Source organism: Nocardia sp. XZ_19_231, assembly GCF_015355705.1.
Taxonomy (GTDB): Bacteria; Actinomycetota; Actinomycetes; order Mycobacteriales; family Mycobacteriaceae; genus Nocardia; species Nocardia salmonicida.
This window is the reverse complement of sequence record NZ_JACUZI010000001.1, coordinates 1,471,233-1,491,103: the sequence shown is the minus strand read 5'-3', so window position 1 is coordinate 1,491,103 and position 19,871 is coordinate 1,471,233. Positions and strand designations below refer to the sequence as shown.

Here is a 19,871-nt window from a genome sequence, read left to right as displayed (position 1 = left end):
CTCCGATGTCGGAGAATGCGCCGTGAAAGCCGCTGATCGCGCTGCCTCGCGCATGACACGGTGGTCGCCGAGTCCGGTCGTAGGACCACATAGGAAATGGTCGGCCCACCGTGGTGGGCGAGCGCCCGAAACTGCGGCAGGAACCACGGCCCGACAATCCCGTCGACGATGACGTCGTGAGAAGGCGGGCGACAGTCGTCTTTCCCGCAGCGGGTGGACCAGTCACGATGATCACTTCACCAGGCAAGGGCCAGTCTTTTCTTCTCGTCTTGTCTGAAAACAGAATTCGAGAATTGCCCAGGTACCGCAGGTAGTAGTAAACGTCGCGGTACACGCGTAGGCTCGATTCGGCGCTCCAGCAGAGGCGACAATATGATCGCCCCCCGAAACTGTCATCCGTAAATATCTCGGCAGCAACGGATTACAGCTGGCGGCCCGATCACTGCGATCACAGACAGGTTCCACTCTTCACCGTCTTCGACGACGCGAGTGAGATATCGGCTCGCCGCTGCACCACGAGCCTGTGAATGCGCCGCGACACGCTGGGCATTTACCTTGATTCCGACCGTATCGGCCGATCGATGATTCGCGCGCCCCCGATGGCCGATTCCGTTACGTCGGCCGCAGCGTTCAAACAATAGAGGAGCATTATTGTGCCAAGAACTCGCAGCGCACGGACCTGTATCGCCGCACTGTTCGGCGGTCTCGTCCTGACCACCAGCGCCATGATCGCCGTGGCACCGCCGGCCTTCGCCGCCTGCAACACCGTGAACGGCGCCGATGGTGCTCCCGGCACCGCCTCGCAGCCTGCCGGTGGCAGCGGCGGCAACGGCAGCCAAGGCACCGAGAACTGCCCGGGCGGTCACGGTGGCAACGGCGGCAACGGCTACGGCGGCGGCGCGGGCGGGGCGGGCGGCAACGGCGGTAGTGGTGGACTCGGTGTTCTGGGTGCGGGTGGGCTCGGCGGCAACGGCGGAGTCGGTGGTCCCGACGGCGGATCAGGCGGCGCAGGCGGCAACGGCGGGGCGGGCGCGACCGGCGGCACGGGCACCGACGGGGCGCCCGGCGGCAACGGCGGTGTCGGCGGTGACGCTCTTGCCGTCGATACCGGCGGGGCCGGAGGAGACGGCGGCAACGGCGGGGCCCAGACCGGCGACGGCACCCTCGGCGCTTGCGGCACCGCGGGCAGCGGCGGCGCGGGCCTGGTCAACGGCGCTCCCGGAAACGCGGGCACCGGCGACTGCTGACCGCCGACCCATCCCGAACCACACCCACACTCGTGCGGGTGTGGTTCGGCGTCGGACGACGGACCGAAATCCGAATAGGTCCAGGCACTTTCGCCGGACTCAGGGTCGTTGCTCAGGCCCGGTACCAGCTCCCGACGGCGGGTCGCGGTGATTGTCTTGCGAGTGAACCGCTTTCGCCATCGACAGCAGCAACTCGATCGCGTACTGCACCGATAGAGCGACAACTTCCGCCGGATCACCGTCGTATTGCCGGTGACTCGCCCGCGCATCGCTACGCGAAACCACACAGAACCACACCGAACCGGCAGCCTCGCCGTCCTGCGGATCAGGGCCGCCGACACCAGTGGTGGCGACAGCGATGTCCGCGTCCATCAGCGATCGCACTCCCTCGGCCATCGCTCTCGCCGCGGTCTCGGACACCACCGGCACATCGGGAACCCCGAGCACGTGCCGTTTGACCTCCGCCGCATAGGCGACGACCCCGCCGCGAAACCACACCGAGGAATCCGATGCGGCTCCCAACGCCGTGGCAACGTTGCCCGCGGTCAACGATTCGGCAACAGCGACCGTCACCCCACACCGCTCGGCAACCTCAGCGAGCTGATCTGCCACGACCATGATCTGCTTCTCCATTCGCGCGCGCTCTCGCTTCGACCTTCACCGTGGTTCCGAGGTTACGTCGCTTCCCCTGATCGTTGCCCATGGTCTTCGGAGAGTTCGACAGCAAACCTGCGCATGGTGAGCGCGGATAGTGTTGTGCCTCATGGAGTCCGAACGAATTGAAGACATTGAGAGGTTCCCACGCAAACGCATGGGGGCCGGTGCGTTGTTCGTCGACGAGTTGAACCGGGTACTGCTCGTCGAACCGAACTATAAGGACTATTGGGAGATTCCGGGCGGCGTCGTGGAGGCCGACGAGTCGCCCTATACCGCCGTTGTCCGTGAAGTCCGCGAAGAACTCGGACTCGACGTCTCGCCAGGGCGGCTGTTGGTAGTGGATTGGGTTCCGCCAGGCCTATATCCCGACGACGGAGTAATGATGATCTTCGACGGCACAGTGCTGACCGCCGACCAGATCTCGGCGATAACTCTTCAGGCCGACGAACTTCGAAGCTGGGCATGGTGCGATGACACTGAGATCGCAAAGCGGTTGCCGGACAGCATGACTCGTCGCGTGACAGCGGCGCTTCGAGCCCGTAACCAGCGGTCATCGGCGTATCTGGAAGACGGATACGGTGTCGCCTGAGACCGAGAACCGGCCATGTGGGTCGGCTCCGAGGTCATCGTCAGGTAAGCGGTGGCTGTAGGTGGTCCTTCGCGAATGCCGCGGTCACATAATCGACGAGATGAAGACGGAGGTCGGTGTGCCAGTCGGCGGAGAGATCATCGAGAACCACACCGAGCGCCTTTTCGACTTCATTCAATACGAAGGGAAGCGGAATACGCTCCTGTGAACAGACCTGTACCGCGTATTCCAATTGATCCACAACGTCGCGCAGATGAGCGGTCTCACTGTCATATGACTCGACATCTAAATCCGAGCCGCGTTCGACAATCCGGCCTACCTGATCATCGCCTTCGCCATCGAACGATCGCGGGGTATTGCTCATGTACTCGTCCATCGACCCCCCTGTCGAACTTGTTCTGTGCCGGTGGTCAACCTACCGAATATTCGCAGAAAACGGTTGGCTACCGAGGAAGTTATATGGCTAATTAGCGGCTACCTGTGGCGCATTTGTGAGCTGTACCAGCGAGCATGTCACTTATGTGAGATAGATAACTGTCCGAAGAGGCCGGTTGAGGACTCGGCACCCATCCATGTACCAGCGCACAGCGAACTCCGTCGGCTTTGTGAGCGTTGACCAACCCGTTCCCGACGACCATCAGGAGGATCTTGTGACCAGTGCACTCGACGAGGTAGCGATAGCAGGCATCCTCAAAACCGGCGAACGGGAGCTGCGCGTAGAGATCGCCGATCCCCAACAGGACCACACGACGCAACGCTGGCAGTGCACCTACCGCGTCGAAGGCGCCCGAGCGCACAGAGCCCACGGCCCGGACAGGTTGGCCGCCATCTACGCCGCACTGATCGATATTCCGAGCGCGGCAGCCCGAGTCGGCTCGGCAGGCCGACCGACCGACGCGGACCCGTCGAGAGAACCCGAGGCTCCTCCACTACGTATCGGCGAGTTCGCGGGATCCGCGACGCAGGCCAGGGAGTTCGGTTCGCCGCTGGGGGCACGGGCCGTCGACACCGCTACGGGACCGGTGGTGATCACGATCGGACGGCCCCGCCAAGACCCCGATCGTCCACAGACCTACCTGTGCCCGTTCCGCATCGATGAGCGCACCGAAGCCTTCGCGCAGGGATTCGACGGAGTACACGCAGTGCTGGCGGCGATCCGCGATGTGGGCGCCATCCTGGGAATAGCGCCGGACTGGCCTGTGCCGAGCGCACCGACCCGCAGGTGATCAGCAAGCCTGCGCGGCGGGTGCGGCCTGATCGGGGTCGCCGCGCTCGACCGGCTCCTGCTCGCCGACACCGACCATGCGGGCCACGAGGGCAGAACGCAGGCGCCAGACCCCGTCCGAGTGCAGCGGGTCCAATCCGGTGATCTCGGCGATCTTGTTCAGCCGATAGTCGACGGTGTTGGGGTGTACGTGCAGTACATGCGCCGTGCGCAGGCGCGTGGAGCGGGTCGTGAGGTAAGCCTTCAACGTCTCCAGTAGAACCGGATGCTTGTCGAGTGGGTCCAACGTCGCGGCAAGGTGCCGCCCCGCCGCGCCCGGCCTGGACAGCTGATACTCCAGCGACAGTCCCTCGAAGTGCTCGAGCCCGTCTCGGCGCAGTCGACGCATGATGTCGAGTACCGCGTGCACGCGCTCGACCGCTTCGCGAATGCCACCGATTCCCACCGACAAGAATGTGGCACGTACCCGCGTCCGCGCGGCGGTGGCGAGGTGCTCGACGAACTGTTCTGCCGCTGCGGGGTCGAAGTGGTCCTGCGGAATCAGCAGGGTCGCGGTGCCTGCTCCCATCTGCATCAACGCGTGGTCACCGCCATAGTGCGACACCTCGGCTCTGACTCGGCGAACCGTTCGCTGGGAGATGATCTGGCGATCCAGGTGCGGCTCCGCCTCGTCACGGTGTGGTACGAACGCCACGGCGAAGACGAAGTAGCTCTCGGCCAGTCGCACGCCGCAGGCACGGGCCATGGCCGGTGTCGCGTTCCCGGCCATCACCGCCGCGGCCAGAGTGTCGGCGTCGTCATCCACGGCCGCTCGCGTCTCCTCCGAGTACGCCTGTGAAATCGCGGTAGCCAATCGGCTGGAGAGCCCGACGAACACGTGCGCCACGTCGGCCACGGCCACGTGATCCCCGGCGGACCCGGCCTGTGCGGCGAGATGGTCGAACACCATCCCAGTGCCGGTGTGCACCGCCTCGAGCATCGCATCGATGGGGACGCCTTCTTGCGCCCATTCCATGACGCCGAAACGCACTTCGGCCAGCGGTTTCGCGTCGTCCACGCCGGTCAGCAGCCGCGCGGTCAGCTCGAGGCATGCCTTCACCATCGCGGTGACATCGCGACGCAGGGCCGCCAAGGGCACTCTGGCGGACAGTGCGCTGTCGACGATGAATCGGCTCATGATCTTGCCCGAAATCGTTGATGCGGGGGGAAGACAGTCGGCCGCGGGCCGACCTCCCACCGTCACGATCCGGGCCGACAGGACGCTGTCGGGCATGGGCACATTTCCTACTTTCCGGTGTTTGCGCTCCATCGTGCGGTCTCGGCACCCCGCGTTCCAATGGCGATTCGCACCCGAATCGAATCCACGTTGTGCACTATGCATCACCGGTAGTCGATCACGGGCACCACCTGTACACCGAGATGGTAGCGAATCGATTCGATGGCCGCAGTTCGCGTCGCGTCGGACGCGGCCTCCGCCACGGCCCGCAGTCGCGGGACACACCACCACCCGGGTCCGCGCGCGGAGCGCATTACCGCTGTACAAGCGTTGGTTCGACGGAGGGAAGAAGACCGCCCGTCCGCGCTACGTAGGCGCTCACCTCATGCACCGCACCGCCGGCAAGCACCGAGCACACCGTTTCGAATTCGAGTGAACGCGTGTGTACTATTTTGCCGTGACCAGCTCGGGCGCGCAGCCGCTACAGGGTTCGACCAGCTACGCTACTCCGCCGAGGTTCGCCCGATGACTACAGTCGTGATCACCGTGCTCGCACTGGTCGCCGCCGGTGAAGCCGCCGGCTTGATAACCCTGTCGATCCTGCTCGCCCGCAGTCGGCGAAAACGCAGATCCCCGCGTCGGTCGACGACCACGCAGCGGTTGATAGTGGGCGGTCGCGAGGCGGTACGGACGGCCTGGCAGGCCGCGGACCTGGTGCGTGCCAAAGGCTTTCGTGCCGCCATGCTGACCTCCATCGAAGACCTCGCAGGCTGGGCACGGGTCGAGCGCCCCGACCTGGCCCGGCTGGCACCGGACGGCAACGTCGTGATCATGTTCTCCGACATCGAGCAATCGACCGCACTCAACGAACAACTGGGCGACCGCGCCTGGGTCAAGCTGCTGGATCGCCACCACCGTCTCGTCGAGCGATGCGTGCAGGACCAGGGCGGCCATGTGGTCAAGAACCAAGGCGACGGGTACATGATCGCCTTCGCCGCGCCGGAGCGGGCAGTATCCTGCGGCCTCGCCATCCAGGCGGCGCTGGCCAAGGACGCCGAATCGTCGCGCGGCCACACCGAATTCAGAGTCCGGATCGGCATCCACATGGGGACCTCCGTCCGCCGAGGTGACGATCTGTTCGGGCGCAACGTCGCCATGGCCGCACGCGTCACCGCACAGGCCGAGGGCGGCGAGGTTCTCATCAGCGAGCCGGTACTGGAAGCCATCGGCAGCACGACAGATCTCACGATCGGGACTCCTCGGGACGCCACTCTCAAGGGCCTGCGCGGCACTCACCGCCTCACCCCGGTAGGCGCGGCGCAGTAGACCACGCCGAGTTCACATCGGCGGTGGCGTGCGCTGCCGCCAGTACAGCGCATCCAGCGCGACCGCGACGTGCACGCTGTTGTCCGCCAAGGGTCGAGGCAATAACTCGTCCGCGCGGGCGAGCCTGCGCAGAATCGTGTTCCGGTGGGTGAACAGGCGGGCCGCGGCGCGCGTGGCATTGCACTGCTCGTTGATGTAGACCAGAACCGATTCGCGGAGTTCGCTGTCGGCATGTTCCAGCTCGCCGAGGGTGTACTTGATGAAACGGTCTGCCTGGGCGCCGTTTTCGGTGATCAGCGAGGTCAGTTGGACTTCGCCGAAGGTGACCAGACGCCGCGTGCTGTGCGGGCGGGCGAGGATTCGGTGCGCGGCCTGGGCGTCGAGGTGACTCGTCCGGAACCCCGCTACGTTTCGACCGGTCGAGCCGATGGCGATTCGCACCCCGGGAATATGGTCCATCGCATCGGTCAGGGTCGCGATATCGGGAGGGGTGGGTCCCGGCACCCACACCCACAGGGTGGCCGCGCTGGCGAGCAGACTCAGCGCCGTCGCCGCACCGGCGGCCTGCGCGAGGGCCCTGGTCACCCGGTGCGGTTCCTCCAATTCGGCACCGGGAATGCCGCTCCAGGCGATGGCGGCGGTATGGGTCGTATCGAGCCGGTATCCGAGCCTGATCGAAGCACGCTCGACATTGATCGGTTCGCCTTCGAGAATGAGCGAAATCATCTCCCGCCGTTCGGCATACGAGCCGCGGGCCAACTCGTCACGCTCGTCGTCGATGACCTCGGTGATCGCCTCGATGGTGCCGTCGACGAAGCTGGCGATCGACGCGGCGGAAACCTCGAAGACCTCCTGCAGCTCGAACGGGTCGGTCGTCAGGATGAAGATGATGGTCATCCACCGCCGCCAGGCGACGTCTTGACCGACGCGATAGGCCTGCAGCGCGGCCTCGTTCATCCCGCGGCGGACCATGTCGCGAACGATGGCGATCTGGTCGGCGCCGAGATTGATCGGCACCGGCATCCCCGGATCGGCCACGTTGGCCGATGCCCAGTGCAGCAGGTTTCCACGATTGACGCGCCGGACCGCCTCGGCCAGCAACGGATCCCCGGCGATGGCGCGGAGGCTGGTCTTGAGCAGCGTGGCGTCATAGAGCTCGTCGAGCCACTCCTCCGGCGCGTTCAGCGCGACCTCGGCACCTTGGCGAATCACTTCACGCGCGCGGTCGGACAGGCGTCGATCGAACAGACCATCACCAGAGTGCACCACGTCATTATGCAACCCCCGGTCCGAATTCCCGTGAGTCGAATTGCGGTGACCGGTGAGGGCACCCGACTGGCATGTCCACGGGATCCGGACCGACACCGAAACCACTGCAACGCAACGCGTCATCGAGCCCCGGGGAGCCCCGCCAACCTACGATCCCGGAGCGACTGCGGAGGCCGTGAAACCCACCTTTCTGGCAGCTTCTTCACGACCGTTCTCACAACGTCAATAGATGCTGACTGTTACCGTGATCTGCATCTCGGAGTTCTTCTCCGGCTCGACAACGAGAGATCGCAAAGCTCGTGTAGTTCAGGCTGTTTGCGTGTGTTTGCCCGCGGTTGTTCTGTTCGACCGATCCAATGGAGGAAACATGAGCAGAGCTTTGATCATCGTCGATGTACAGAACGACTTCTGTGAAGGCGGGGCGGTAGCCGTCGCGGGTGGAGCCGCACTGGCCGAACGAATCAGCGAACATTTGCGCACCAGCACCTACGCCGCTGTCACCGCCACTCGCGATTTCCACATCGACCCCGGTGCACATTTCTCCGAGAACCCCGACTTCGTCGACACATGGCCGCCGCACTGCCGGATCGACACTCCCGGCGCCGACTTCCACCCGAACCTGGACACCACATCGATCGACGAGGTCTTCTTCAAAGGCGCCTACGCCGCCGCCTATTCGGGATTCCAAGGTGCCACCAAGGACGGCACAGATCTCGCGGACTGGTTGCGCACCAGGGGAATCGACACCGTCGACGTCTGCGGTATCGCCACCGACCACTGTGTTCGCGCCACCGCCCTGGATGCCCGCACCGCCGGCTTCGACACCCGAGTGCTCCTCGACCTGTCCGCCGGCGTCTCTGCCGCAAGCATCGACAGAGCCCTGAACGAACTCCAGGAAGCGGGCGTGGAGATCGCCGCAGACACCGACGGTTGATCGACAGCGCCTACCTGCCGACGTGGGCAAACCCCGCAGCCAACTTTGGTCTGCGGGAGCACGAACGCCCACCAACGCAGCACTTCCTCAAGCGGCCAAGGATGTCGGCAGGTGCTGCCGGTCCGAGCGGCTGATGGTCACGGCCGCGACGACGACACCCACCGTGACGCCGATCAGCGTGTCCACGATCCGGCTGACGCCGATCTCGGGTGAGAGGTGTACGCCGAGGCCGACCATGAGCAACGCCATCGGTGTCACCGAGAGCGAGGTGAGTGCGTAGTTCCGGGTGGCCATCAGTTCGGCGGTCACCTGCAGGACCACGATCATGACCACCGTCGGCCAGTACCCGAGACCGGCCGCGATCAACAGCGCCCCGATGACCGCGCCTCCGACGTTGCCGAGCAAACGCTGGATCGCCCGTTGCACGGTCAGCGCGTACGAGACGCCCTGCATGGCGGCCATCGCACCCATCGACGCCCACAGCGGATGGTCCAGCCCGGCCGCAGCGGCGAACCACCCCGCGCCGGCCGAGGCGAGGGCGATTCGCGCCGCGTTGCCGAGAACCACGCGCGAGCGCAGTCCGGACAGGCCCGTTGCCACGAACCCCTCCGGCCGCGGCAGCGCGGACACCTCGACTGTCGCGCCGTTGCCGAAACTGGCACTGCGACGCTTGATCTTGCGCAGTTCGGACTCGTGACGGGCCACCTCGAACAGCCGTGCCGGGTCCCCCGCCGCCCACTCGTCGACCGCGGATTCGGCCTCGTCGAGCAGCGCGATCAGGTCACGGTGGTGCGCCGAGTCCTTTCCACGAACGCCGCTGAGCGCCACCTTCTCCCGAGCCTGTGCGATCGCGGCGCGGGCCGGTTCGACAGACCCGCCGCGATCGAGCGCGGCCACGGCCGAGAGCGCCCGCGCCACGGCCAGTCGGGCCGGGCCGAGCGGCAGCACCAGCAGCGGCGCCGCTTGCGCGAGCAGTCCCACCGCGGCACCGATCGCCGCGGCCAGGCATACCCGGGCGAGATCGCCGATCGCGGTCACGTAACCCACGGCCGCGGTGGCCGCGAAGACCAGAATCACCGGGCCGGGGCCGGTGATCCGGAAGGCCGACACCGAGATTGCCGCGACGGCGGCACCGACAGCCATCAGCGCGACCTCAGCCCAGATCGGCACGTGCGCGAGCGCGAGCAGCCCGCCGCCCGCGACGAAGGCGACGAGCAGCCCGCCGACGAGACTCACCTTGGCCGCGACCCGAACCATCGGCTCGTGCCGAGCGAAGGCCGACGCCAGCGCGCCGAGTACCGCGAAGCCGGCGTACTGGCGCAGGTCGAGGAGACCACAGCCGACGAACATCAGCGCGGCTGCGGCGCCGACGCGCATCGAGGCCGCCACGGTCGCGTCGGCAGGCCGCACCTCGAGCGCCCGCCGCCACGTGGAGACGGCGACCGAGTGTGCCAGCGCGCCACCGGAGTGCCGCAGCCGGGTAGGCGTGGCCGCGGTCGAGGTCTGCAGGTCGGGAGTCGCGGTAGGCACGGCTCCATCCTAAATATATTTTACTTGTAAAACATATCTGAAATAGTGTGAACCCGGTCGCCTAGGATGGGCGCATGGGCGACATCTCCCCCGACTTCGTCGACGGCGTCCGAGCCGAATGGGCCCGGACCTATCCCGAGCTGGACACCTCGACGATCGAGGTGCTCGGTCGCATCAACCGGATCAGCTCGCTGGCGCTGCACCAGCTCGACCGGGCGCTCGCACCGAGGGGCGTCACCCGCGGCGACTTCGAGATTCTGTGCGTCCTCGCCCGCGCCGAGCGCCCACTACGCGCCAGTGAAGTGACCTCGCGGACCATGACCAGCGGCGCCGCGACCACCAAACACGCCGACCGGCTGGCGAAGATCGGACTGCTCGAACGTCTGCCGTTCGAACGCGACGGCCGGGTGGTGCTGCTCCAGCTGACCGCGGCCGGACGCGAACTCGTCGACGCCGAACTGCCCAGCCGCGTCGAACGGGACCGTCGGCTACTGGAGGGACTCGACGAGCAGGAGCAACAGACCCTCGTAACACTGCTGCGTCGGGTGTCACGCAACACCGACGCGGCCTCCTGGCCCACCGCCGAATACTGAGATCTCACGCAGCCGTCGTCGGTGACCACGTGCTGCCTCTTCACCGATCCGAAGGATGACCATGCCCACCGGCAACACCCCACTACTACTCCTGCACGGCGTCACGATGTCCGAACGCGCTTGGACCGAGGTGGTTCCACTACTGGCGCCACATCACGAGATCATCAGCCCCACCGCGCTCGGCCATCGCGGCGGGCCGCCCGCAGTTCTGCGCCCGGCGCGATGCGCCCACCTCGTGGACAACGTCGAACGCGACCTCGACGCCAGGGGCCTCGGCCAGGTCCACATCGCCGGAAACTCCCTGGGCGGCTGGATGGCCATCGAACTGGCGCGGCGCGGCCGTGCTGTCACCGTCTGCGCTTTGTCCCCGGCCGGGTTCTGGGACTCGGGCAGTACGACGCATTCCGATTCAACCGCCAAGATCGCGCACGGACTGACACTCGCCAAGCTGGCACGACCGCTGGCGCCCCTGGGGCTGCGTTTATCCCTGGTCCGACGGATCGTATTGCGCGACATCGCAATTCGGGGCGACCGTGCCACCCCCGCAGCCGCCCTCGACATCGCTCGCGATCTGCTCGAGTGCACGGTGACCGCGGACCTGTTGAGCACCGACGAACAGATCGCGCCCCTCGACCCACTCCCCTGCCCGATCACGCTCGCGTGGTCCGAACACGATCGGATTCTGCCTGCCGCGATCTACGGCCCCGTCGCCCGGCAACGCATACCGGCCGCGCACTACCGGATCCTGCCGGGTGTCGGTCATGTCCCGATGATCGATGACCCGAACCTGGTCGCCGCAACGATCTTGGAGACCACCGGCGCGACTGCCGATTTCGGTATCGACTCATCGAGGTGAGGTGACTTGCGTTCGGGATGAGCGCAATTCTGTTCGGCGGCGGTGGTGTCGGGTTGTATCGATGACATGGCAACACAGGAAACCCCGGTCGCCGAGGTAGACGATTTCACCGCCGACTGGCAGCAATGGCACCGTCAGCAGGAAGCGCGCCTGTCCGACCGGCACGGGTTCCTGGCTATCACGAACCTGCACTGGCTCACCGAGACCCCGGAGCGGTTCACCGATGCACCCGGCACCTGGTCCACCGGTGTCGACGGTGTGGTCGTGGTCCTCGACGAGGGCGAGGAACTGGTTGTCGACGGGACGCCGGTGCACGGCCGCTACGAGTTCGGCGCGATCGCCGAGCGCGACGGGGTGAACGCCGTGTGGGGTGATGCGGTGATCGAGGTCGCCCGCCGTGGCGGCAACGACATCGTGCGCCCCCGACACCCGAACAACCAGTTGCGCAATGCCTTTCGGGGCACGCCCGCGTACGCGCCTGACCCGAAGTGGGTGGTGACGGGTCGCTACGTTCGGTTCGAGCAGCCGCGACCGACCACGGTCGGCGCCTCGGTCGAAGGGCTCGAGCACGTCTACGAGGCACCGGGGCAGGTCGAGTTCGACATCGACGGTCAGCCGTTGCGGCTGACCGCGTTCCCCGGCAGGAACCCCGGCGACCTGTCGGTGCTGTTCACCGATACCACCTCCGGAGTCACCACCTACGCCGCCAATCGCATCGTGCAGGTATCCACTCCGGCTGCCGACGGCACGGTCGTGCTCGACTTCAATCGAGCGGTCAACCTGCCGTGCGCCTACACCGATCTGGCGACCTGCCCGCTGCCGCCCGCCGAGAACCGCCTCCCGATCGCGGTCGAGGCAGGAGAGAAGATCCCCTACGAGCGTCAGGCATGAGCGCACCGCGCATCAGCACATTGGCGTTCCTGACGCCGGGCAACTATCTCGACGACGACCCGTACACCGGGTTGGCGGACACGCTGCAACTGTTCGAATACGGCGAGCGCCTCGGCTTCGACGGTGCGTGGATCCGGCAGCGTCACCTCGAGCACGGCGTGGGTTCGGCGGCGGTCTTTTTGGCCGCCGCCGCCCAGCGCACCAGCCGAGTGGAGTTGGGCGCCGCGGTCATTCCGATCGGCTACGAGAGCCCGTTCCGGCTGGCCGAGGACCTGTCGCTGGCCGATGTGCTGTCCAAGGGTCGGCTGCAGCCCGGCTTCAGCGCGGGAACCCCGCCGCACGCCGACCTGATCGGCGACCTGGTCTTCGACGGCGACTGGCGCAGCTTCGACCTGTCCTACGGCCGCGTCGCCCGCCTGCTCGAGAACCTGCGCGGCAACTACCTCGGCAACGCCGACACCGTCATCCACTCGCCGGGCAACACGCAGCGTCCCCGCCTCCAGCCGCACAGCCCTGGTCTGGCCGATCGAGTCTGGTACGGCGGCGCGAGTATTCGATCCGTGCACTGGGCCGCGCAGAACGGGCTGAATCTGCTCAGCGGCAACATCGTCTTCGGCGACAACAGTGACGATTTCACCACCTCCCAGCTGACCCTGATCGCGGACTACCGCCGCCTGATCGACCCGGCTCGACCCGCCCGCGTCGCGATCGGACGCGTGATCGTGCCGTTCGACAGCGCCGACACCGCGACCCGCGAGCGCTACCGCACCTACGCCGCGAGCCGCCTCGACCGCACCCGTGGCCCGCAGGGAGAACGCCGAGTCCTGTTCGCGCCCGACATCGTCGGCACCGCCGAGCAGATCCTGGAACAACTGAGGGCAGACCCGGTGCTCGCGCAGACCGCCGAACTGCGCCTGGAACTGCCCTACGAATTCCACCGCGAGGACTACGAGCAGATCCTGCACGACACCGTGCACCTGATCGCTCCAGAGCTGGGATGGACGTCGACGATCGCGAACGAAGCGCCGACGTCGGTCTGACCGCCCGCTCGGTGCAGCTGCCGACCACCGGTCTGTTCTGAACCACCGAGAGAAAGATCCAACCTGATGAGCTACGGCCCCTTCGACCGCACCTACACCGCCGCGGAAGACCGCTACGAGAAGGTCCCGTACCGGCGCACCGGTGCCTCGGGCCTCGACCTGCCCGCCTTCTCCTTCGGGCTGTGGCAGAAGTTCGGCACCGACTACGCCTTCGCCACCCAGCGCGAGATCATCCTGCACGCCTTCGATCTGGGTATCACCCACTTCGACAACGCCGACCGCTACGGTCCCCCGCACCGCGCCGCGCAGAAGAACTTCGGCCGGGTGCTCGCCGAGGACCTCGCGCCGTACCGCGACGAGATCGCGCTGTCCACCAAGGCGGGCAACGCGATCGGGCCGAGCCCGTACCTGCGCGGCGGCTCGCGCAAGTCGATCCTGAACTCCCTCGAGCACAGCCTGCGCGATCTCGGCACCGACTACGTCGACATCTTCTACCACCACAGCCCCGACCTCGACACCCCGCTCGAGGAGACCGTGGGCGCGCTGGTCAGCGCGGTACAGCAGGGAAAGGCGCTCTACGTCGGCATCTCCAACTACCTGCCCGACCGTACCCACGCGATCGCCGAGCAGCTGCGCGCCGCCGGTGTCCCGCTGCTGATCCACCAGGCCCGCTACTCGATCTACGATCGCCGCCCCGAGCAGAACGGTCTGCTCGACACCGCGACCGAGGACGGGTTCGGCGTGATCGTCTACTCACCGCTGGCCCAAGGGCTGCTCACCGACAAGTACCTCGAAACCATCCCCGAGGGCGCTCGCGCGCAGAACAGCACGTTCCTGTCCCCCGATGTCATCGACGAGACCTACCGGCAGCGCACCGCCGAACTGAACAAGATCGCCGCCGCGCGCGGACAGTCGCTGGCCCAGCTGGCTTTGCAATGGGTGCTGCGCCGTCCCGAGGTCACCTCGGCATTGATCGGCGCGAGTTCGGTGGCCCAGCTCGACCACAACACCGCCGCACTGGAGTTCCCCGACTTCACCGCCGAGGAGCTCGCCCTCATCGAGGAGCACGGCGTCCACGGCACCGGCCTGAAGCTCTGATCGGAACCGACCATGTCCGGATTTCACTTGAACCTGACACCGGGACCGATCCGCTCGTCCTGCTCGTCAGCGTCGCGGCGGTGACCGAGCATCTAGGTGTCGTGATCACCTACAACTCCCCTACAACCTCGCGCGGCGATTCCAGGCGCTCGATCACGTGACGAAGGGGCGGGCGGCGGTCAATATCGTGACCACCGAACACCGGCTGCCACAGCGAATTTCGGTCTTCGCATCTCGTCCCCACCGGCTTGGACGAAATCGTCGACCGTGTGGTCCCGCTGCTCCAAGACCGCGGCGCCCTTCGCACGGAGTACACCGGAACGACCCTGCGAGACAACCTCGGCCTCCCCGGCCTACGATCGGCGGCCGTTCCCGTCGACGCCTGAGTGATGTTGCCGCTGTGGGCATCTCGTGTCAGTGCCCACAGCAGTGGCTGACGTCGTACCGTGAGCGACATGCAGGTCCCGGACCGCGTCGGGCTCGTCGCCGTGACCGATGGTAGGACCGACATGTCCACCTGACGTAATCCGACGGGACTCACCTATGACCTCCACCGGCAGCAAGTCCACCGATTCCGGCCCGGTAGTCGTTACCACGCTCGATGCCTGGCTGAGCGCGGGCGACCGACTACACGTCGACAACGAGCTGACCCGCTGGGCGGGTGACGACGAGGCCGTGCTCGCGGTGGCCGACCTGGTGCCTGCGACCACGCCTATTCTCGTGCTCACCCCGCGCGCGGTCTCCCCCACCAGCGACACCATTCCCCGTTCCGCCGTCGGTGACATCCGCTGGGCTCGCCGCGGTCCCGCCGGTCGCCATACGGAGTTGCTGCACCGGCCCGCGACCGCAGCGACACTCGACCTACTTCCGCATCCCGAAGGTGGCTGGTTCCGCGAAACCTGGCGCAGCACACACACCTTCGCGCCCGAGGGCTATCCGGGCCCGCGAGTCGCCGCGACCGGCATCCTGTTCCTGTTGCCCCCGGACGAACAGTCGATCTGGCACGCGGTGCGTTCCGACGAGCTCTGGATGTGGCACCGAGGCGGGCCGCTGGAGCTGTCCCTCGGCGGCGACGGTGACACACCGGGCACACCCGAGCGGGTGATCCTCGGCCCGGACATCGAACAGCAGCACCGTGTACAGCAGCTCGTGCCCGCGGGCCACTGGCAGGCCGCACGACCCTGCGCAGCCGCGGAGGTACTGGTCAGCTGTGTGGTCGCGCCCGGCTTCGACTTCGACGATTTCCGCAGCTGAGATGCGCGGATATTCGTGCACGTCCCGGTGCCCGGGCGGACCACGCACGCATCGGGCACGATGGTGATCATGGACCTCCGCATCTTCACCGAGCCTCAGCAGGGCGCCGACTACGACACGTTGCTGTCGGTGGCGCGCGCGGCCGAGGAGCTCGCCTTCGACGCGTTCTTCCGTTCCGACCACTACCTCGCCATGGGCGATGCCTCCGGCCTGCCCGGCCCGACCGATGCGTGGATCACCCTGGCCGGGCTGGCCAGGGACACCTCCCGGATCCGACTGGGCACCCTGGTCACCGCCGCGACCTTCCGGCTGCCGGGACCACTGGCCATCCAGATCGCCCAGGTGGATCAGATGTCGGGCGGGCGGGTCGAACTCGGTCTCGGCAGCGGCTGGTTCGCCGCCGAACACGCCGCCTACGGAATCCCGTTCCCGGACAATCGGTTCGGTCTGCTCGAGGAGCAGCTGGCCATCGTCACCGGTCTGTGGGAGACCAAGCCGGGGGCGACGTTCAGTTTCGACGGCGTCCACTACCAGCTCACCGATTCCCCCGCCCTGCCCAAGCCGGTGCAGGATCCGGTACCCGTGATCATCGGCGGCAACGGCAAGGTCCGCACCCCGCGCCTGGCGGCCCGCTATGCCACCGAGTTCAACATGCCGTTCGCCTCGATCGCCGACAGCGCCGCCCAGTTCGACCGGGTGCGCGCCGCGGTGCGCACGGCCGGGCGCACCGACGAACTGGTGTACTCCAACGCCCTGGTCGCCTGCGTCGGGCGCACCGACGCCGAGGTGGCGCGCCGGGCCGCCGCGATCGGCCGCGAGGTCGACGAGCTGAAGGAAAACGGTCTGGCCGGTTCACCCGCCGAGGTCGTCGACAAGATCGCCCGCTACCGAGAGATCGGCGCGAGCCGGATCTACTTGCAGATCCTCGATCTCGCCGACCTCGACCACCTCGAACTCATCGCCGCCGAGGTGCAATCACAGCTCTGAGAAGTCCGCGGCTGTCAGTCGGTGTGCAGGACGAAGAACAGGAAGCAGAGGAACCGCGTGCCGGTGCTCTCGTCGAAGATCTCGGGGGCCAGCTCTCGGGCGGCGGGTAGCGCCGGCGGTTCGCTGATGACACTGATGCGCAAGCCCGCCGCGGTGAAAGCATCGGTCATCGCGTGCAGCGGCCGGTCCCAGAAGCTCAGCTGGGCGGTCTGCCCGCCCATGGTCCATTCTTCGACCCGGTTGCGGGTCTGGAAATAGTTGGTCTCCTCCCCGGCCAGACGCTGCCCGAGGAAGTTGGCGAAAGGATGCTCGACCGAGGCGATGAGTCGTCCGCCGGGGACCAGTACGCGTCGTAGCTCGGCCAGTGTCGGTCCCCAGTCCCGCAGATAATGCAGCACCAGAGACGCGACGACATCGTCGAACACACCGTCAGGAAAGGGCAGCGGGTCTGCCAGATCAGCGACCCGCAGGTCCGCGTCGGCGCCGAGGCGCTGCCTGGCCTGCTCCAGCATCCGCGAGCTCGCGTCGATGCCGGTCACGACCGCGCCCCGATCGCGCAGCGCGGCGAACAGCGGACCGGAGCCGCAGCCTGCGTCCAGGATCCGCCGCCCGGTGACGTTCCCGGCGAGCTCCAGCAGCGCGGGCCGGTTGTAGTGCACGTGCACCAGATTCGTCGCGTTCTCTGCCGTGTAGCCCGCAGCGAAGCTGTCGTAGGCGCTTGCCGACGCCGGATCAGCGGGAAGCGCACGACCTTCTGGAACCGATGCCATGCGATCCATCCTGACACGCAGAACTTGTCCACGGCCGAACAATGATTCGGTGCCTGGCGGCCGCGATCGTGGGGATCTGGCCGCGAGAGCAAGTGATCGGGCTAACTCGGACAGCCTGGCGATGACGGCGGGTGTCGCCCTTGTGGAAACCCTTTGTTCTGGCAGGCTGTCCTGGTGACCGGAGTGATTCTCGCGGTGTCGTCAGCGTTCGTGGTGTGGGCGATGCTGGCCGGGTGGTTCGAGCGGCACCGCATCACCGCACCGATGGTGGTCGTCGCCGCGGGGATCGTCGTCGGTTTCGCGGCGTACGACCATGTCGCCGAAGTCCTCGACGCGCATGCCGCGCTGGAGGTCGCCGAGATCATCCTCGCGATCTTGCTGTTCATCGACTCCTCCGAAGCGCGTGGCCGACTGCTCGGCGGCCATCCCGGTGTCGTTGTCCGGATGATGGTGGTGGCTCTACCGCTGAGCATCGCCGCGGCCATGCTGCTCGGTTCCTGGCTGTTCCCCACTGCCGGATGGGCACTGCTTCTGGTGATCGCGGTCGTGGTCATGCCCACCGATTTCTCGCCTGCCACCTCGATCCTGCGCGACAAGCGAGTGCCCGAGCGGGTACGCGATGTGCTCAATATCGAAGCAGGCTACAAAGACGGGATCCTGGCGCCGGTGCTGTTCTTCGGCGTGGCCGTCGCCGCGGGCACCGCACAGTCGGAGACCGTGCTCGGAGCCCTTGGTTCGGCGGCATGGGCTGTCGCCGTGGCGATCATGGTCGGTGTCGCGATCGGTTTCGTCCTCGGCACCACCGTCAATGCGGCCGAACGACGCGGACTGATGACCGCGCAGTCCGAGCGGATGATCGTCGTCGCGGCCCCGGTGCTGACGTTCGCGGTGGTGCACGAACTGGGAGGCAACGAATTCGTCGCCCCGTTCCTGTGCGGAGTCCTGTTCCATCACCTCCGCCGTCAGTCCGAGAATTTCGCCGAAGGCCATCAACTGATCGACGACGTCGGATTCCTGCTCACCACCCAGATGTGGTTCACCTTCGGTGCCGCCGCCGTAGTGGCGCTCGCCGGCGAGGTCGACTGGCGATTGATCATGTTCTGCGCCGCCGTACTCACGGTGGCGCGCATGGTGCCCGTCGCGATTTCCCTAGTGGGATCGAAGCTTCCGCGGCGAGAAGTCCTACTCCTGGGATGGATAGGTCCGCGCGGTACCCCCTCGATCATCTTCGGGCTGCTCGCGTTCAACTTGCTGCCCGAGCAATACGGCGAGCCGGTGTTGACCATCATGGTCATGACGGTTCTCGGCAGCATCGTCCTGCACGGAGTCGGATCCACCCTGGCCGCGAACATTTCGAGGAGATCGCCGTCGGTGACGTGAACACCTCCAGAACCCCCGTGTGCGAGGGTGGAGGACATGACAGTAGAACGGTTCGAGGTCCAGCGGCATATCACCGCGTCACCCGCGGAAATCTTCACGCTGCTGTGCTCCCCCGAAGGGCACGTAGCCATCGACAGTTCGGGCATGCTGCAATCGGCGGAGGGAAAGCCTGTCACCGGCGTCGGTGACGAGTTCGTCGTGCACATGGACCGTGAGTCGCTCAACGACCTGCCGATGGGCAAATACGACGTGACGGTGATCATCACCGAATTCGAGCAGGACACCCACCTCGAATGGACGATCTCGGGCACCATCAAGCCGCCGATCGAGCACCTGTACGGCTATCGCCTCGAAGCCGACGACAACGGCACGCTCGTTACCTCGTACTACGACTGGAGCAAGATCGCGCCCCGCTACCGCGAGGCGGCCATCTTCCCGATCATTCCCGAGGCTGCGCTGCGAGCCACCCTCGGCATCCTCGCCCGCACCATCCAGAAATAGCACGGCCCACATCATTTGTCCGACTGCCTGATTGGCTGCACGAAGCCGGGGTATGCCGCCGGAGAGAGAGCGAGCGCCCGCACCGGGAGCTCGCCGGCACGTACGGATGATGGGAGTAGACCATGCTCGGTCTCGGAATTCTCGGATGGATCATCATCGGCGGACTCGCCGGATGGATCGCCAGTAAGATCATGAAAACCGACGCCCAGCAAGGGATCCTGCTCAACATCGTCGTCGGTATCGTCGGCGGACTGCTCGGCGGGTTCCTGCTCAAACTGTTCGGTGTCGATGTCAACGGCGGCGGACTGTGGTTCAGCTTCTTCACCTGCATCGCCGGCGCGGTTGTGCTGTTGTTCCTCGTCGGTTTGGTCACCGGTCGTCGCGGCGTATCGCGATAACTGACACAACCCCAGTGCACGGCCCGAAGCCCTTAGGCTTCGGGCCGTTTCTGTCTCCCACGCGACCATACCTTTTGGTAGGTTGAACTGTACGGTGAAGTATGGTGCTA

The 19,871-nt window shown here is 66.3% G+C and carries 21 protein-coding genes and 1 pseudogene; 16 read left to right on the top strand and 6 right to left on the bottom strand.

All coding sequences use genetic code 11. The features are described 5' to 3' along the window. Positions 1 to 653: 653 nt before the first annotated feature. Entirely contained in the window at positions 654 to 1,247 is a 594-nt protein-coding gene (locus IBJ82_RS35185; protein ID WP_194824997.1) for a hypothetical protein, read from the top strand. A 99-nt stretch (positions 1,248 to 1,346) separates the two neighbouring features. On the opposite strand, the gene IBJ82_RS06750 is transcribed toward IBJ82_RS35185, so the two are convergent. After that, on the bottom strand, positions 1,347 to 1,880 hold the full coding sequence (locus tag IBJ82_RS06750) for a CinA family protein (protein ID WP_194824996.1): 534 nt from the start codon (positions 1,878 to 1,880) through the stop codon (positions 1,347 to 1,349). A gap of 130 nt (positions 1,881 to 2,010) precedes the next feature. On the opposite strand from IBJ82_RS06750, the gene IBJ82_RS06745 reads away from it, so the two are divergent. After that, on the top strand, positions 2,011 to 2,493 hold the full coding sequence (locus IBJ82_RS06745) for an NUDIX hydrolase (RefSeq protein WP_228536463.1): 483 nt from the start codon (positions 2,011 to 2,013) through the stop codon (positions 2,491 to 2,493). 40 nt (positions 2,494 to 2,533) lie between these two features. Here the strand turns inward: IBJ82_RS06745 and IBJ82_RS06740 are convergent, their stop codons facing one another. Next, positions 2,534 to 2,869 (bottom strand): hypothetical protein, encoded by a 336-nt coding sequence (locus IBJ82_RS06740; protein WP_194824995.1) that lies wholly within the window; start codon positions 2,867 to 2,869, stop codon positions 2,534 to 2,536. A gap of 274 nt (positions 2,870 to 3,143) precedes the next feature. Between IBJ82_RS06740 and IBJ82_RS06735 the strand changes: the two genes are divergently transcribed. Next, positions 3,144 to 3,719: a hypothetical protein gene (locus tag IBJ82_RS06735; protein WP_194824994.1), complete on the top strand. Its 576-nt coding sequence runs from the start codon at positions 3,144 to 3,146 to the stop codon at positions 3,717 to 3,719. On the opposite strand, the gene IBJ82_RS06730 is transcribed toward IBJ82_RS06735, so the two are convergent. Then, positions 3,720 to 4,991 carry a CdaR family transcriptional regulator gene (locus IBJ82_RS06730; RefSeq protein WP_194824993.1) on the bottom strand — a complete coding sequence of 424 codons (1,272 nt, stop codon included), beginning with the start codon at positions 4,989 to 4,991 and terminating at the stop codon, positions 3,720 to 3,722. A gap of 468 nt (positions 4,992 to 5,459) precedes the next feature. Here IBJ82_RS06730 and IBJ82_RS06725 point away from each other — a divergent pair, with 468 nt between their 5' ends. Then, complete coding sequence (locus tag IBJ82_RS06725) at positions 5,460 to 6,260, top strand: adenylate/guanylate cyclase domain-containing protein (RefSeq protein WP_194824992.1); 801 nt, start codon at positions 5,460 to 5,462, stop codon at positions 6,258 to 6,260. A gap of 12 nt (positions 6,261 to 6,272) precedes the next feature. Here IBJ82_RS06725 and IBJ82_RS06720 read toward each other — a convergent pair whose 3' ends face one another. Beyond that, a complete protein-coding gene (locus tag IBJ82_RS06720; RefSeq protein WP_370585182.1) occupies positions 6,273 to 7,526 on the bottom strand; it encodes a PucR family transcriptional regulator in 1,254 nt (417 codons plus the stop codon). A 370-nt stretch (positions 7,527 to 7,896) separates the two neighbouring features. On the opposite strand from IBJ82_RS06720, the gene IBJ82_RS06715 reads away from it, so the two are divergent. Beyond that, positions 7,897 to 8,463 carry an isochorismatase family protein gene (locus IBJ82_RS06715; RefSeq protein ID WP_194824990.1) on the top strand — a complete coding sequence of 189 codons (567 nt, stop codon included), beginning with the start codon at positions 7,897 to 7,899 and terminating at the stop codon, positions 8,461 to 8,463. A gap of 87 nt (positions 8,464 to 8,550) precedes the next feature. On the opposite strand, the gene IBJ82_RS06710 is transcribed toward IBJ82_RS06715, so the two are convergent. Next, positions 8,551 to 9,993, bottom strand: a complete 1,443-nt coding sequence (locus IBJ82_RS06710; RefSeq protein ID WP_370585181.1) for an FUSC family protein — start codon at positions 9,991 to 9,993, stop codon at positions 8,551 to 8,553. Positions 9,994 to 10,067: 74 nt separating this feature from the next. On the opposite strand from IBJ82_RS06710, the gene IBJ82_RS06705 reads away from it, so the two are divergent. From IBJ82_RS06705 to IBJ82_RS06675, 8 genes and pseudogenes are all read left to right on the top strand, one after another. Continuing rightward, positions 10,068 to 10,586 (top strand): MarR family winged helix-turn-helix transcriptional regulator, encoded by a 519-nt coding sequence (locus tag IBJ82_RS06705; RefSeq protein WP_194824989.1) that lies wholly within the window; start codon positions 10,068 to 10,070, stop codon positions 10,584 to 10,586. 61 nt (positions 10,587 to 10,647) lie between these two features. Further along, entirely contained in the window at positions 10,648 to 11,442 is a 795-nt protein-coding gene (locus IBJ82_RS06700) for an alpha/beta fold hydrolase (protein ID WP_194824988.1), read from the top strand. A 66-nt stretch (positions 11,443 to 11,508) separates the two neighbouring features. Beyond that, on the top strand, positions 11,509 to 12,333 hold the full coding sequence (locus tag IBJ82_RS06695) for a DUF1684 domain-containing protein (RefSeq protein WP_194824987.1): 825 nt from the start codon (positions 11,509 to 11,511) through the stop codon (positions 12,331 to 12,333). Beyond that, positions 12,330 to 13,373, top strand: a complete 1,044-nt coding sequence (locus tag IBJ82_RS06690) for an LLM class flavin-dependent oxidoreductase (protein WP_194824986.1) — start codon at positions 12,330 to 12,332, stop codon at positions 13,371 to 13,373. Before IBJ82_RS06695 ends, IBJ82_RS06690 begins: the two co-directional genes overlap by 4 nt. Positions 13,374 to 13,439: 66 nt before the next feature. After that, positions 13,440 to 14,471 (top strand): aldo/keto reductase, encoded by a 1,032-nt coding sequence (locus tag IBJ82_RS06685; RefSeq protein ID WP_194824985.1) that lies wholly within the window; start codon positions 13,440 to 13,442, stop codon positions 14,469 to 14,471. Between the two features lie 224 nt (positions 14,472 to 14,695). Next, positions 14,696 to 14,857 (top strand): annotated as a pseudogene (locus tag IBJ82_RS34545) (F420-dependent methylene-tetrahydromethanopterin reductase); the annotation flags it as partial. Between the two features lie 439 nt (positions 14,858 to 15,296). Then, positions 15,297 to 15,725 carry a cupin domain-containing protein gene (locus tag IBJ82_RS34540; protein WP_228536780.1) on the top strand — a complete coding sequence of 143 codons (429 nt, stop codon included), beginning with the start codon at positions 15,297 to 15,299 and terminating at the stop codon, positions 15,723 to 15,725. 69 nt (positions 15,726 to 15,794) lie between these two features. After that, positions 15,795 to 16,712 carry an LLM class F420-dependent oxidoreductase gene (locus tag IBJ82_RS06675; protein ID WP_063006585.1) on the top strand — a complete coding sequence of 306 codons (918 nt, stop codon included), beginning with the start codon at positions 15,795 to 15,797 and terminating at the stop codon, positions 16,710 to 16,712. A gap of 14 nt (positions 16,713 to 16,726) precedes the next feature. On the opposite strand, the gene IBJ82_RS06670 is transcribed toward IBJ82_RS06675, so the two are convergent. Continuing rightward, on the bottom strand, positions 16,727 to 17,482 hold the full coding sequence (locus tag IBJ82_RS06670; RefSeq protein ID WP_228536462.1) for a class I SAM-dependent methyltransferase: 756 nt from the start codon (positions 17,480 to 17,482) through the stop codon (positions 16,727 to 16,729). Positions 17,483 to 17,656: 174 nt separating this feature from the next. On the opposite strand from IBJ82_RS06670, the gene IBJ82_RS06665 reads away from it, so the two are divergent. The 3 genes from IBJ82_RS06665 (at position 17,657) to IBJ82_RS06655 (ending at position 19,761) form a co-directional block, all read left to right on the top strand. Continuing rightward, on the top strand, positions 17,657 to 18,862 hold the full coding sequence (locus IBJ82_RS06665) for a cation:proton antiporter (protein WP_194824982.1): 1,206 nt from the start codon (positions 17,657 to 17,659) through the stop codon (positions 18,860 to 18,862). A 36-nt stretch (positions 18,863 to 18,898) separates the two neighbouring features. Further along, positions 18,899 to 19,363 carry a polyketide cyclase gene (locus tag IBJ82_RS06660; RefSeq protein WP_194824981.1) on the top strand — a complete coding sequence of 155 codons (465 nt, stop codon included), beginning with the start codon at positions 18,899 to 18,901 and terminating at the stop codon, positions 19,361 to 19,363. A gap of 122 nt (positions 19,364 to 19,485) precedes the next feature. Further along, a complete protein-coding gene (locus tag IBJ82_RS06655; protein WP_194824980.1) occupies positions 19,486 to 19,761 on the top strand; it encodes a GlsB/YeaQ/YmgE family stress response membrane protein in 276 nt (91 codons plus the stop codon). Positions 19,762 to 19,871 lie beyond the last annotated feature (110 nt).

Coding starts and splice junctions, on each gene's coding strand:
- IBJ82_RS06705 (WP_194824989.1), top strand. CDS start 10,068: ATGGGCGACATCTCCCCCGACTTCGTCGACGGCGTCCGAGCCGAATGG.
- IBJ82_RS06725 (WP_194824992.1), top strand. CDS start 5,460: ATGACTACAGTCGTGATCACCGTGCTCGCACTGGTCGCCGCCGGTGAA.
- IBJ82_RS06730 (WP_194824993.1), bottom strand. CDS start 4,991: ATGCCCGACAGCGTCCTGTCGGCCCGGATCGTGACGGTGGGAGGTCGG.
- IBJ82_RS06715 (WP_194824990.1), top strand. CDS start 7,897: ATGAGCAGAGCTTTGATCATCGTCGATGTACAGAACGACTTCTGTGAA.
- IBJ82_RS06750 (WP_194824996.1), bottom strand. CDS start 1,880: ATGGAGAAGCAGATCATGGTCGTGGCAGATCAGCTCGCTGAGGTTGCC.
- IBJ82_RS06655 (WP_194824980.1), top strand. CDS start 19,486: ATGCTCGGTCTCGGAATTCTCGGATGGATCATCATCGGCGGACTCGCC.
- IBJ82_RS06660 (WP_194824981.1), top strand. CDS start 18,899: ATGACAGTAGAACGGTTCGAGGTCCAGCGGCATATCACCGCGTCACCC.
- IBJ82_RS06690 (WP_194824986.1), top strand. CDS start 12,330: ATGAGCGCACCGCGCATCAGCACATTGGCGTTCCTGACGCCGGGCAAC.
- IBJ82_RS06745 (WP_228536463.1), top strand. CDS start 2,011: ATGGAGTCCGAACGAATTGAAGACATTGAGAGGTTCCCACGCAAACGC.
- IBJ82_RS06695 (WP_194824987.1), top strand. CDS start 11,509: ATGGCAACACAGGAAACCCCGGTCGCCGAGGTAGACGATTTCACCGCC.
- IBJ82_RS06700 (WP_194824988.1), top strand. CDS start 10,648: ATGCCCACCGGCAACACCCCACTACTACTCCTGCACGGCGTCACGATG.
- IBJ82_RS06675 (WP_063006585.1), top strand. CDS start 15,795: ATGGACCTCCGCATCTTCACCGAGCCTCAGCAGGGCGCCGACTACGAC.
- IBJ82_RS06685 (WP_194824985.1), top strand. CDS start 13,440: ATGAGCTACGGCCCCTTCGACCGCACCTACACCGCCGCGGAAGACCGC.
- IBJ82_RS06740 (WP_194824995.1), bottom strand. CDS start 2,869: ATGGACGAGTACATGAGCAATACCCCGCGATCGTTCGATGGCGAAGGC.
- IBJ82_RS06670 (WP_228536462.1), bottom strand. CDS start 17,482: ATGGCATCGGTTCCAGAAGGTCGTGCGCTTCCCGCTGATCCGGCGTCG.